The 13,056-nt window shown below is 46.4% G+C and carries 10 protein-coding genes; all 10 read left to right on the top strand.

The window, feature by feature from the left end; translation table 11 throughout:
• Positions 1–15: 15 nt before the first annotated feature.
• Positions 16–1,467 carry a cell division protein FtsQ/DivIB gene (locus DWW70_RS03835; RefSeq protein ID WP_118016700.1) on the top strand — a complete coding sequence of 484 codons (1,452 nt, stop codon included), beginning with the start codon at positions 16–18 and terminating at the stop codon, positions 1,465–1,467.
• Between the two features lie 125 nt (positions 1,468–1,592).
• Positions 1,593–2,882 carry a cell division protein FtsZ gene (gene ftsZ, locus DWW70_RS03830; RefSeq protein WP_022217215.1) on the top strand — a complete coding sequence of 430 codons (1,290 nt, stop codon included), beginning with the start codon at positions 1,593–1,595 and terminating at the stop codon, positions 2,880–2,882.
• Between the two features lie 88 nt (positions 2,883–2,970).
• Entirely contained in the window at positions 2,971–4,491 is a 1,521-nt protein-coding gene (locus DWW70_RS03825) for an NAD(P)H-hydrate dehydratase (RefSeq protein WP_117548713.1), read from the top strand.
• Positions 4,475–5,647 (top strand): alanine racemase, encoded by a 1,173-nt coding sequence (gene alr, locus DWW70_RS03820; protein ID WP_330416291.1) that lies wholly within the window; start codon positions 4,475–4,477, stop codon positions 5,645–5,647. Before DWW70_RS03825 ends, alr begins: the two co-directional genes overlap by 17 nt.
• A 103-nt stretch (positions 5,648–5,750) precedes the next feature.
• Positions 5,751–6,095, top strand: a complete 345-nt coding sequence (locus DWW70_RS03815; protein ID WP_055144003.1) for a type II toxin-antitoxin system PemK/MazF family toxin — start codon at positions 5,751–5,753, stop codon at positions 6,093–6,095.
• 30 nt (positions 6,096–6,125) lie between these two features.
• Positions 6,126–6,926: a hemolysin family protein gene (locus tag DWW70_RS03810; protein ID WP_117548715.1), complete on the top strand. Its 801-nt coding sequence runs from the start codon at positions 6,126–6,128 to the stop codon at positions 6,924–6,926.
• Between the two features lie 46 nt (positions 6,927–6,972).
• Positions 6,973–7,722: a YebC/PmpR family DNA-binding transcriptional regulator gene (locus DWW70_RS03805; RefSeq protein WP_015533161.1), complete on the top strand. Its 750-nt coding sequence runs from the start codon at positions 6,973–6,975 to the stop codon at positions 7,720–7,722.
• A gap of 187 nt (positions 7,723–7,909) precedes the next feature.
• The gene (locus DWW70_RS03800; protein ID WP_118649251.1) at positions 7,910–9,646 is read left to right on the top strand and encodes an ABC transporter ATP-binding protein; all 1,737 of its coding nucleotides are present in this window, start codon (positions 7,910–7,912) and stop codon (positions 9,644–9,646) included.
• Positions 9,639–11,399, top strand: a complete 1,761-nt coding sequence (locus DWW70_RS03795) for an ABC transporter ATP-binding protein (RefSeq protein WP_118649250.1) — start codon at positions 9,639–9,641, stop codon at positions 11,397–11,399. The genes DWW70_RS03800 and DWW70_RS03795 overlap by 8 nt, the downstream gene beginning before the upstream one ends.
• Before the next feature lie 403 nt (positions 11,400–11,802).
• The gene (locus DWW70_RS03790) at positions 11,803–13,023 is read left to right on the top strand and encodes an aspartate aminotransferase family protein (protein WP_015533159.1); all 1,221 of its coding nucleotides are present in this window, start codon (positions 11,803–11,805) and stop codon (positions 13,021–13,023) included.
• Positions 13,024–13,056 lie beyond the last annotated feature (33 nt).

Below are 13,056 nucleotides of genomic sequence, written 5' to 3'. Positions count from 1 at the left end.
TAAAGGAAGATTTGAATGGAAAACAACAATAGACGAAATGTTAATAAAAATAGAATGAGCAGAAATGTTGATGTTGCGCAGACCAGACGTGAAAGCGGCTATGTTGATGTCATGACCGGAAAACGCCTCGACGGAAGGGTGAAGGTTCCGGTTGATAAGAGAAGACAGCAGACAGACAGCCGCAATGGACAGCGGAGAGCAGACGGAGATATGCGCCGCAGGACGGATGAGCAGACACGAAGAAGGCCTGATGGGGAGCACCGCAGAACAGGCGAACAGGCGCGCAGAAGACCAGACGGAGAGCGTCGCAGATCTGACGAGCAGGTGCGCAGAAGACCAGACGGAGAGCGCCGCAGATCTGACGAACAGGTGCGCAGGAGACCAGACGGAGAGCGCCGCAGATCTGACAAACAGGTGCGCAGGAGACCAGATGGAGAGCACCGCAGATCTGATGAGCAGGTGCGCAGGAGACCAGATGGAGAGCGTCGTAGATCTGATGAGCAGGTGCGCAGGAGACAGGATGGAGAGCGTCGCAGACCGGATGACCGGATGCGCAGAGAGGATGCAGAAAACCGCAGATCCGAGGAGAGACGCAGGCGTAAGCAAGATCAGGCGGTTGCTGCAAAAAAGAAGAACAAGAAAAAACGCAAAAAAGAGCGCAGAAAGCTTACCCCGGAGGAGATAGAGAGAAAGAAGAAGCTGCAGGCGGAGAAACTTGCCAGAAGAAAGGCGAGACGTGAGAAGGCGGCAAGGATATTCAAGATAGTTCTCAAGATACTTCTCATTCTGGTGGTGCTGTGTGCTATAGCGTTCGTATACATACGTACATGTTATAAATTGAAGTCCATAAAAGTGACCGGAACTGATCACTACACTGACCAACAGATGGTCGATATCGTGACCGGTGGTAAGGATTATGGCAATACGCTGCTGTTTATACTTGAGAGCAGACTGAATCCTGCCCAGGATGTAACCTTTATAGATAAGATAGACGTCACATATGTGAACAGGAATTCAGTAGAGATCACGGTGTACGAGAAGGCCATGGCGGGCTGCATAAAGTACAACGATCAGTATGCATATTTTGATGGCGATGGTATCGTGCTCGAGATATCCGATGCAAAGCTTGATGATGTTCCTTGTATAGAGGGACTTACAAGTGACAGCGTGGAGCAGGGAAAGAAGCTTGATGTCGGTGATTCGGGATTCTTCCAGGAGATACTGACTATGACACAGCTCATTTACAAGAGCGGAATACAGATAGACAAGATTACTTATGACACAGATCAGAATCTCATACTTCACAAGGATGGAATAAAGATCAGGATCGGCGACGGTGAAAACCTGGAGACGAAATTCATGAATCTTGAGAGCATACTTGAGAGCGTGAAGGGTAAAAAGGGAACTCTTGATATGTCGAATTACAGTGAATCGCAGAGGAACGTTATCTTTAAAGAAAATAAATAAAAAATTTCTTGCGTAATGATATAAAAAATCGTATTATATAGGTACTAATGCGATAAAACGGTCAGCTTTTGAGCAGATGACAATGATTGATGGATAAAGAATAAGTATATAAGGAGGATGCAACCGTGCTTGAGATAAAATCAAATGACGAGAGAACACCGGCAAGGATTCTTGTAATTGGTGTCGGCGGTGCAGGTAACAATGCTGTTAACAGAATGATCGATGAGAATGTTGAGGGAGTGGAACTTATCGCTATCAATACAGATAAGCAGGCTCTTTCACTCAGCAGAGCTACAACAAAGATCCAGATAGGTGAGAAACTTACCAAGGGTCTTGGTGCTGGTGCAAAGCCTGAGATCGGTGCCAGCGCTGTAGAGGAGAATAGAGAAGAGATCGTAGACATCATCAAGGACGCCAACATGGTATTCGTAACATGTGGTATGGGTGGTGGAACAGGAACAGGCGCTGCCCCTGTCGTTGCAGAGATGGCACGTAACCTTGGTATCCTCACAGTCGGAGTTGTCACAAAGCCATTTGGTTTTGAGGGCAAGCCTCGTATGAGAAACGCAATCGAAGGTATAGAGAGACTTAAGGAGAATGTGGATACACTTATTGTTATCCCTAACGACAAGCTCCTTCAGATCTGTGATAAGAGAACAAGTATTCCTGATGCGCTGAAGAAGGCAGATCAGGTACTTCAGCAGGGTGTTCAGGGTGTTACAGACCTTATCAATAAGCCGGGTCTTATCAACCTTGACTTTGCAGATATACAGACAGTTATGAGAGATAAGGGTATCGCTCATATCGGTATAGGTTCAGCAAGCGGAGAGAACAAGGCTGTTGACGCCATCAAGGAGGCTATGGATTCACCACTTCTTGAGACAACCGTTTCAGGTGCAACAGATATCATCGTAAACTTCTCAGGTAACATTGGTATCGTTGAGGCTTATGATGCTGTTACATATCTTACAGAGCAGGCTGGAGATGGAGTCAACATCATCTTCGGTACAGTTGACAATGACAACATGGGTGAGGATATAAGCATCACGATCATTGCTACAGGTCTTGAGAGATCAGGCGAGAGCGATGTCACCGCAAGATATGCAGGTACTGCATCTCCTATGGGAACAATGACCACACCTAAGCCAGCAGTTACAACAACACCTGCTGCAGAGCCAAAGACTGCTACATATGCAGGCCAGAGCCTTGGAACACACAGCACTCAGACAAGCACAAGACCATCGTTCCTCGGCGGTCAGACAACTGAGACTGCTCCGGCAGCAAAGCCAGCATACACAGCACCTGTGACACCAGCACAGCAGACACCTGTAACATCAACACCAGTTGAGCCGGCACATGTGTCAAGACCAAAGACAGAGAGTATAAAGATTCCTGATTTCCTCAAGAAGAGATAAGGAAGAGATCGGAAGATTTTTATAGGTAAGTATAAAACGGGTAATTTCGAGAGAAATTATCCGTTTTCTTCAATAAGGAGGCAGAAATATGTTTTATGTTGCAGACCGAACAGAGATGCAGGAGATAGACAGGCTGACCATAGAGGAAAAGGGTGTGCCAGGGATCCTGCTTATGGAGAGAGCTGCGATCACCGTGCTGGAGGAGATAAATTCCAGACTGAAGTCTATAAACGCGGACAGAAAATTAAAGTGCCTTGTGGTTGTTGAAGGCGGCAATAACGGCGGGGACGGACTGGCTCTTGCGAGACTTCTGTACCAGCAGGGAGATATTGTCCATGTCTGTTATATAAATGGAATATCGAGAGTAAGCGACAGCTTTTCATATCAGCTTGAAATAGCGAAAAAAATCGGCATACAGGTGACGGATCACATCATTGACAGTGATTACGATGTGGTTGTGGACGGAATATTTGGCGTCGGACTCAAGCGTGATGTGGCGGGAATATGGAGAGAGACCATAGAGACGATGAACGGACTTGTCGGCTTTAAGGTTGCCATAGATACCCCGTCAGGTGTGGATGCCAGCACGGGGCAGATCATGGGATGTGCATTCAGGGCAGGCATGACGGTCACATTTGGACTGAATAAAAGAGGGCTGATATTTTATCCCGGCTGCGAGATAAGCGGAGAGGTCGTTGTGAGAGACATAGGATTTGCACAGGCTGAAGTGGACAGAGTACACCCGGTGGCATATTCCTACAACAGAGACGATCTGTGCATGCTTCCGGGACGGAGTGATTCATCAAATAAGGGAACATATGGAAAGCTTGCGGTGATAGCTGGAAGCAGAGACATGTCCGGTGCCATGACATTTGCGGCGGAGGCTGCATACAGGATGGGAACAGGGCTTGTGAAGATTTACACACATATCGACAACAAGGAGATAGCAGGAGTGAGAATTCCTGAGGCAGTGCTTATGTGTTATAGCAACAAAGATGAAGCGGAGCAGTGTGCAAGGGATGCCGTGGAGTGGTCGGATGCCATACTGATCGGTCCTGGTATAGGAAAAGGCGATGCGGCAAGGAGCATGGTGGAATATATTATGTGCGAGGCCGTGCAGACCGTGATCGCGGATGCGGATGCCTTGAACATAATATCCGAAAAGCCCGATATTCTTGGAAGACACAGAGGACCGGTGATCGTAACGCCACATATAGGAGAGATGTCAAGACTTACAGGCGTCGCCATACCGGATATAAAAAAGAATATATTAGAGGTGTGCAAAGACTTTTCGATGGAGTATAATGTTGTAAGTGCGCTGAAAGATGCCAGAACATGCGTAAGTGACGGCAGGGATGTGTACATAAACACATCCGGTAATAACGGTATGTCAACTGCGGGGGCAGGGGATGTGCTTGCCGGGATAATAGCTGGGCTTGTCTGCACCGGACTTGGTGCGTATGAGGCTGCGAAGCTGGGAGTATATATACATGGGTTGGCAGGAGATATGGCGGCAGAGCACAGAGGAAGAAATGCAATGATAGCCAGGGATATAGTGAGCGCTATATCGGAGGTTATAAAAGGAGCAGAACATGATGGACAACAGTAACTTTAACAGAGTGCAGGCTGTGATAAATCTTGACAATATAAGGGATAATATCACGGCTATGAAGAGGCTTATAGACGGTGATAAGAAGATGCTGGCGGTCATAAAGGCAGACGCCTATGGACACGGCGCTGTCGAGGTGGCAGAGGCACTTGATGATCTGGTGGATTTCTTTGCAGTGGCATTCATCGATGAGGCTTTGGAGCTCAGAAGAGCAAATATAGATAAGCCCATATTGATACTGGGCTACACAGATCCCTCGGATTACGAACTGATTATCAGATATGATGTTAGACCTGCCATGTATGAGGTGGACGATGCACAGAAGCTCTCGGATTTGGCGGTGAGCATGAATACAAAGGCAAAGATCCATATCAAGGTCGATACAGGCATGGGAAGAATCGGATTCACATGTGATGAAGATGGCGTGAAGAACATAGAAAAGATCAGTCAGATGCCGGGCATAGAGATAGAGGGGATATTTACCCATTACGCAAAGGCTGATGAACTCGACAAGACCGCTGCAAATGGTCAGCTTGAGAAGTTCAGGTGGATAAACAGCCAGCTTGAGGCACTTGGAATACACATACCTGTAAGGCATATATCTAACAGTGCGGGTATCATGGAGATGGACAATTCGGATTTTGATATGGTCAGATCGGGAATAGTCACATACGGACTTTATCCATCAGATGAAGTAGATAAGAATATAGCGGCTTTGAAACCTGCTATGAGACTTATGTCCAAGGTTATATTTGTGAAGGACGTAAAAGCCGGAACAGGTATAGGATATGGATGGTCCTATATAGCGGATCATGATATAAAGGTTGCGACGGTGTCGGCAGGATATGCCGATGGATACCCAAGAGCACAGTCCAATATAGGCCGAGTTATCATCCATGGAGAGTATGCTCCGATCATCGGAAGGGTGTGCATGGATCAGTTCATGGTTGACGTGAGCCACATTGATGGTGTAAAAGTAAGAGATGACGTAACTCTCATCGGACAGGATGGAGACAGAGAGGTAACTGTCGAGGAGGTGGCAGCGCCTGCCAACAGCTTTAATTACGAGCTGGTATGTAACATATCAAGACGAGTTCCGAGAACATACATAAGGGACGGCAGAGAGCTTGGACAGGTAAACTATCTTCTGGATTAACGAATAACCGGTACTGTCATGGGCAATACTTTTTTTAGAGTGGAATACATACTATATAAGTATATAGCCACATTCAATGAAAGTATTTGTGGGGTGAACAGAATTGGTGATCAGACGTGGGGATATTTATTACGCGGATCTAAGACCGGTGGTTGGATCGGAGCAGGGAGGCATACGACCTGTTATAGTAGTTCAGAATGAGGCTGGGAACAGACACAGTTCCACGGTCATAATAGCTGCGATAACCAGCAAGATGAAGAGGCCAAAACTTCCAACACATATCATGCTTGATTCTTCAAGCTGTGATATAGCGAAGGATTCCGTCATATTGTTGGAACAGCTCAGGACTATAGACAAACAGCGCCTGAAAGAAAAGGTGTGTCACGTTGACGCTGATGTGCTGAGGCGTGTTGATGAAGCTCTGAAGATAAGTCTTGAACTGGCATAAAATAATATATGAGGTGATACAGACAATTATATGAAGATTTTTAACAAAAAATCAGAAGAGGAAAAGGTAGAAGAAGAGATCATATCCATGGTGAACGAGGGAAATGAGCAGGGACTTATAGAGGACTCTGAGGCCCAGTTTATTACAAACATATTTGAGTTCACTGACAAGGAGAGCAGAGATGTGATGACGGCCAGATTGAACGTCATGGCTATAGACAAGAACTCTGATCTGGACGAAGTCATGGAGATAATGATAGAGAATAACTATTCAAGATATCCGGTGTATGACGGTGATCTTGACAACGTAGTTGGAATAATCTATTTCAAGGATTTTGTGAAGGAATATCTGCGAGATAAGACGAAATCACTGGCTGAGATCATGGTTGAGGCTACATTTGTACATCCTACGTACAACATAGCAAAATTGTTCCGCAGGATGCAGACAGCAAAGATACATATGGTCATAGTTGTGGATGAGTATGGTCAGACAGAGGGAATTGTGACCATGGAGGATATTCTGGAAGAGATAGTCGGTAACATACTTGACGAGTACGATGACGCCAGCGAGGATATCAAGAAGCGTGGCGATATGTACATAGTCAGTGGTAAGGCTGAACTGGATGAGCTGAGTGACGTTCTGGGGATAGAATTCCCGGACGAGGACTTCCAGACGCTGAACGGATTTCTGCTGTATGAGCTGGGGAGACTTCCATATGCGGATGAGGAGATAGAGATAGTGTATCAGAACTACAGATTCACTTCCCTGTCGGTAAATAACAACATGATCGGTGAGGTAAAGATCACAAAGGTTGAAAAAACACCGCAATAGTGATAATATACGTAACTAGTAATCAAGAGAAAGAGGAGAATTAACGATGTCAGGACATTCAAAATTTGCGAACATCAAGCACAAGAAGGAAAAGAACGATGCAGCAAAGGGTAAGATCTTCACAATCATTGGTAAGGAGATCGTGGTAGCAGTAAAGGAAGGCGGAGCAAATCCTGAGAACAACAGTAAGCTTCGTGATGTAATCGCCAAGGCAAAGGCAAACAACATGCCTAACGATACTATCAAGCGTGGTATCGAGAGAGCGGCAGGAGATGCAAACTCAGTAAACTATGTAGTGAATACATATGAAGGCTACGGTCCTAACGGTACCGCCATCATAGTAGACACTCTTACGGACAATAAGAACAGAACAGCAGCCAATGTGCGTAACTGCTTCACAAAGGGTGGCGGTAACGTAGGTACAACAGGCTGTGTATCATATATGTTTGATCACAAGGGACAGATCATCATTGCAAAGGAAGACTGTGATATAGATGCAGATGACCTCATGATGATGGCACTGGATGCAGGAGCTGAGGATTTCTCAGACGAGGATGACAGCTACGAGATCATCACAGCACCTGAGGATTTCTCGCAGGTAAGAGAGAGCCTTGAGAAGGAAGGCATAAAGATGGCTGAGGCTGAGCTCACAATGATACCTCAGAACTATGTTGATATAGACGATCCTGAGGTTGTCAAGAAGTTCACAAGGATTATAGATATGCTTGAGGAGGACGATGACGTTCAGGCAGTATATCACAATGCAAATCTTCCGGAAGAGGACGATGAGGACTGATATATAATTGCAAGGGATATGATAACATTGGTAACAGACAATTACTCAGATAATCAGCGCCATTGCAGCATAGCTTGAAATAGAACTTCCGCACCTTATATATGGTGTGGAAGTTCTATTTGAGTAATGACGACATGGATGGTATCTGTGTCTGTTATATACGGAATGAGTATTGTTAGGAGAAGAGATGAAGGGAATACTTAGATATCTTAAGGACTATAAGAAAGAGTCCATACTTGCCCCGCTTTTTAAGATGTTGGAGGCAACATTTGAATTGCTTATCCCGATCGTCATGGCAAATGTAATCGATGTCGGTATAGCAGGGCGTGACATAAGCTACGTTGTGAAGATGTGTCTCGTCATGATACTTTTGGGAATTATCGGTCTGGTGTGTTCTATCACCGCCCAGTATTTTTCGGCAAAGGCTGCTACAGGATTTGGAACAGCACTTCGAAATGATCTGTTCAGGCATATTACATCACTTTCATACACAGAGATCGACAGCATAGGAACATCCACACTGCTCACGAGAATGACCAGTGACACGAACCAGGTACAGACAGGAGTCAACATGGTGCTCAGACTGTTCCTCCGTTCACCGTTCATAGTGTTCGGTGCCATGATCATGTCATTCACCATCGACGTGAAGTCGGCCATGACATTTGTGGTGACCATACCGGCACTTTCAATTGTTGTGTTCGGTGTTATGGCACTCAGCATACCTCTGTTCAAGAAGGTGCAGAACAGACTGGACAGAGTCACACTGCTCACCCGTGAGGGACTTGAGGGCGTGAGAGTTATCAGAGCCTTCAACAGACAGGACAAGGAATTTGAGGAGTTTGACAAGTCCACGGATGACCTGATGAAGTTCCAGCTCCTTGCAGGACGTATATCAGCGTTCATGAATCCTGTCACTTATGTGATAATCAATCTCTCAACCGCAGCTATAATCTGGATCGCAGCGGGACAGACAGATGCGGGAATCATCACACAGGGAAAGGTCGTCGCACTTGTCAACTATATGTCACAGATACTCGTCGAGCTCATCAAGCTCGCAAACCTTATCGTGACGATCACCAAGGCTGTTGCCTGCGCAAAGAGAATAAATGCGGTCATGGATCAGCAACCATCGATAACAGACGGAACAGGCAAGGCAGCAGGATCACCGGCAAATACTGTAAAGGTAAGCTTCAGGGATGCAAATCTCAGATATGCTGGGGCCGGAGCAGATTCCCTGTCAGATATAACATTTGACGTGTCACCGGGCGAGACTGTGGGAATCATAGGCGGTACGGGTTCAGGAAAGAGTTCTCTTGTAAACATGATCCCAAGATTTTACGATGCCAGCCAGGGAAGCGTGTGCATAGACGGAGTTGACGTAAAGGACTACACCCTGGACGAGCTCAGGCATAAGGTCGGAGTGGTACCGCAGAAGGCTGTATTGTTTGCCGGAACAATAGCAGACAATATCAGGTGGGGCAAGCAGGATGCGACTGAAGCAGAGATAGACGAGGCGCTTGAGATAGCCCAGGCCAAGGAGTTTGTAGACGGCAAGGAGAATGGAATATACTTCAAGATCACCCAGGGGGGCAAGAACCTGTCGGGTGGACAGAAGCAGAGGCTTACCATAGCCAGAGCGGTCGTCAGAAAGCCTGAGATACTGATACTGGATGACAGCGCATCGGCGCTGGATTTTGCAACTGATGCGGCTCTCAGAAAAGCGATCAGGGAGAAGACAAAGGGCATGACTGTATTCCTTGTGTCACAGAGAGCGTCGACCATCATGAATTCGGATAAGATCATCGTCATGGATGATGGTCAGATAGCCGGGATAGGAACCCATCGGCAGCTGCTTTCTAACTGTGAGATATACAGGGAGATATGTCAGTCACAGCTTTCGGAGGAGGAACTGTCTCATGAGTAAAGATAAAGGGAATAAATCAGTAAATAAAAAGACGATACTCAGAATACTGAAGTATATCAAGAGATACAGGTTCCTCGTGGTTCTGTCTCTCATATGTGCAGCCATATCGGTCGTGCTCACACTGTATGCACCTATCATCATGGGACATGCAGTTGACAGGGTCGTTGGACCGGGAAAAGTAGATTTTACAGGACTTAAAGGAATGCTTGCAAAGCTTGTGATTGTGGTCGTTATAACGGCTGTTGCACAGTGGGTCATGAACGTGCTCAACAACATGATCACATACAGGGTGGTTAATGATGTAAGAACAAAGGCATATGAGAAGCTTGGCAGCCTGCCGCTCTCATATGTGGATTCACATACACACGGAGACATAGTAAGCAGGATCATAGCTGACGTAGACCAGTTCTCAGACGGACTTCTGATGGGATTTACACAGCTATTTACAGGAGTTATGACTATAGTAGGAACACTGTGCTTCATGCTGTCGATCAACTGGATCATAGCCATTGTGGTCGTATGTATCACTCCGGTATCACTCTTTGTTGCGTCATTCATAGCAAAGAGAACATACAGTATGTTCAGGAAGCAGGCTGAGATCAAGGGTGAGCTCACATCCCTTGTAAATGAGATGGTTGAGAACCAGAAGGTAGTCACAGCATTCTCCATGGAGGATGAGACCTGCGACAGATTCCAGGAGGTCAATGGAAGACTTAATGTGGCAGGACTTCAGGCTACATTCTTCTCATCGATAACAAATCCTAGTACAAGATTTGTCAACAGCCTCGTGTACACAGGCGTTGGAATCATAGGTGCCATAACAGCTATAAAGGGCTTTATATCAGTTGGACAGCTCACAAGTTTCCTGAGCTATGCAAATCAGTATACAAAGCCGTTCAATGAGATATCAGGCGTTGTCACAGAGCTTCAGAACGCGCTGGCATCCGCTGCCAGAGTGTTTGAGCTTATAGACGAGGACCCAGAGGCTGCAGAGCCTGCTGGCGCACACGAGCTCACAGACGTTCACGGTGAGGTGGACCTTAAGAATGTTGACTTCTCATACAACAAAGATGTGGAGCTCATCAAGAACCTCAACCTGAATGTGAAGGATGGACAGAGGATAGCCATAGTAGGACCTACAGGCTGTGGTAAGAGTACAGTCATCAACCTGCTCATGAGATTCTATGATGTGGATGCGGGAAGCATATCCGTGGATGGATATGACATACGAGAGGTCACAAGAAAGAGCCTCCGCGGCAACTACGGAATGGTGCTCCAGGAGACCTGGCTTAAGAGTGGCACGATAAGGGACAATATAGCATACGGAAGACCGGACGCAACGGATGAGGAGATCGTCGAGGCTGCAAAGCAGTCACATGCACACAGCTTTATCAAGAGACTTCCTGATGGCTATAACACATATATAACAGAGGATGGAGGCAATCTGTCACAGGGACAGAAGCAGCTCCTATGTATCACAAGGGTTATGCTTGATCTTCCACCTATGCTCATACTGGATGAGGCAACATCATCCATAGATACAAGAACTGAGATAAGGATACAGAGGGCATTTGCCAAGATGATGAAGGGCAGAACAAGCTTCGTGGTTGCACACAGACTGTCAACTATCAAGGAGTCAGATGTCATCCTCGTCATGAAGGACGGACACATCATCGAACAGGGAAATCACGAGTCACTGCTTGCAAAGGGCGGCTTCTACACAAATCTGTACAATTCCCAGTTTGCAAGATAATACAGAGAAATGCATAAATATAAAAGGGCTGTGCTTTGAGGTATACCTCACGGTACAGTCCTTTTTAACGGTGGTTAAAGCATTTATCTGTTATATTTCACGAACGCTTGCCAGTGGCGGGCTTTGTGTATATAATGTATGCGTGCGAGATGCGATACTCAGTGAAGTAGATTATAGGCAATTGCGAAATTCAAGAATTGAACATGCAAGAGGTGTTTAGCCGTACCAGATCAGGGGAATACGAAGTCGCCGGTACTTAGATGGCGCGTCAGCGGCATCTTTAGTACCGCTGCAGACTGAGTTAAGTGGAAACGACCCCTGATTGGTATGCTAAAGCACCTCTGCATATGTAATCATGTTTCGCAATTGCCTATAAAGTAGATAAAGGCAAAAGGAGAGAAAGATGAAGGTTAGTGAATCAGGTTATACAAGAGAAGAACTTTTAGAGATAGTAGATACATATCTGGCAGAGCAGTCCAGAAGATGGGAATTCATAGAGGAGAAGGGCGATGGCATGTATGTGTACGCTGAGAACGGCGACAGATACCTCGACTTCTTCGCAGGAATAGCGGTAAGCAGCGCGGGAAATGCCAACAAGAAGGTTGCAAAGGCCATAGCTGACCAGGCGGCAAATGTAATACATGCATCAAACTATGCATATACACTTCCAATGATCCTCCTTGCAAAGAAGGTGTGCGACACCATAGGCATGGAGAAGATCGTGTTCCAGAACTCAGGAACAGAGGCAAATGAAGCCATGATCAAGATGGCTAGAAAGTACGGCGTGGACAATTACGGACCGGACAGATATAAGATCGTGACAGCGAAGAACAGCTTCCACGGAAGAACATACGGTGCACTGTCGGCAACAGGCCAGCCTGATTCGGCCTGCCACAAGGGATTTGCACCACTCCTTCCGGGATTCACATATGCAGAGTATAACAACCTTGAGGACTTCAAGAGCAAATGCGATGAGAACACCATAGGAATCATGGTAGAGCCTGTACAGGGCGAGGGTGGTGTATACCCTGCAGACCCTGAGTTCCTTAAAGGACTTCGTGAGTTCTGTGATGAGAAGAACATGCTCCTCATGTTCGACGAGGTTCAGACCGGATGGGGAAGAACCGGAGACATCATGGCATATATGACATATGGCGTAAAGCCTGACATGGTATCCATGGCAAAGGCCATCGGGGGCGGTATGCCTATAGGCGCGATGTGTACAAGCACCAAGATAGCAGCAGCATTTACACCTGGTGCCCACGGTTCAACATACGCAGCCAACCCTGTGTGCTGTGCAGCGGCGCTTGCAGAGATAGATGAGATACTGGATAACAAGCTCTACGAGAATGCAAAGGAAGTAGGAGCATACTTCATGGAGGAACTCAAGGCACTTCCTTGTGTCAAGGAGATCAGAGGACGTGGTCTTCTTATAGGCGTTGAGTTCAACAAGCCTATCGCATTTGAAGTAAAGCACAGAGCGTTTGAGAACAAGCTCCTCATAACAGCGGTAAGAGACAGCATCATAAGGATCGCACCTCCACTTATCGTTAAGAAGGAGCACTGTGACGAGGCTGTTAAGCTACTCATCAAGTCTGTGACAGAAGCACTGCAGGAGCAGTAATACAGCGTGATCATATAGCAGAATAAGCATGAA

Source organism: Coprococcus sp. AF16-5, assembly GCF_003479365.1.
Lineage (GTDB): Bacteria > Bacillota > Clostridia > Lachnospirales > Lachnospiraceae > Coprococcus > Coprococcus aceti.
Note: the sequence above shows the minus strand (reverse complement) of the source record. Positions and strands in the feature narration are given on the sequence as shown.

What these genes read in the sequence shown, in the direction of transcription:
- DWW70_RS03835 (WP_118016700.1), top strand. Translation starts at nt 16, where the DNA reads ATGGAAAACAACAATAGACGAAATGTTAATAAAAATAGAATGAGCAGA.
- DWW70_RS03825 (WP_117548713.1), top strand. Translation starts at nt 2,971, where the DNA reads ATGTTTTATGTTGCAGACCGAACAGAGATGCAGGAGATAGACAGGCTG.
- alr (WP_330416291.1), top strand. Translation starts at nt 4,475, where the DNA reads ATGATGGACAACAGTAACTTTAACAGAGTGCAGGCTGTGATAAATCTT.
- DWW70_RS03810 (WP_117548715.1), top strand. Translation starts at nt 6,126, where the DNA reads ATGAAGATTTTTAACAAAAAATCAGAAGAGGAAAAGGTAGAAGAAGAG.
- DWW70_RS03805 (WP_015533161.1), top strand. Translation starts at nt 6,973, where the DNA reads ATGTCAGGACATTCAAAATTTGCGAACATCAAGCACAAGAAGGAAAAG.
- DWW70_RS03800 (WP_118649251.1), top strand. Translation starts at nt 7,910, where the DNA reads ATGAAGGGAATACTTAGATATCTTAAGGACTATAAGAAAGAGTCCATA.
- DWW70_RS03795 (WP_118649250.1), top strand. Translation starts at nt 9,639, where the DNA reads ATGAGTAAAGATAAAGGGAATAAATCAGTAAATAAAAAGACGATACTC.
- DWW70_RS03790 (WP_015533159.1), top strand. Translation starts at nt 11,803, where the DNA reads ATGAAGGTTAGTGAATCAGGTTATACAAGAGAAGAACTTTTAGAGATA.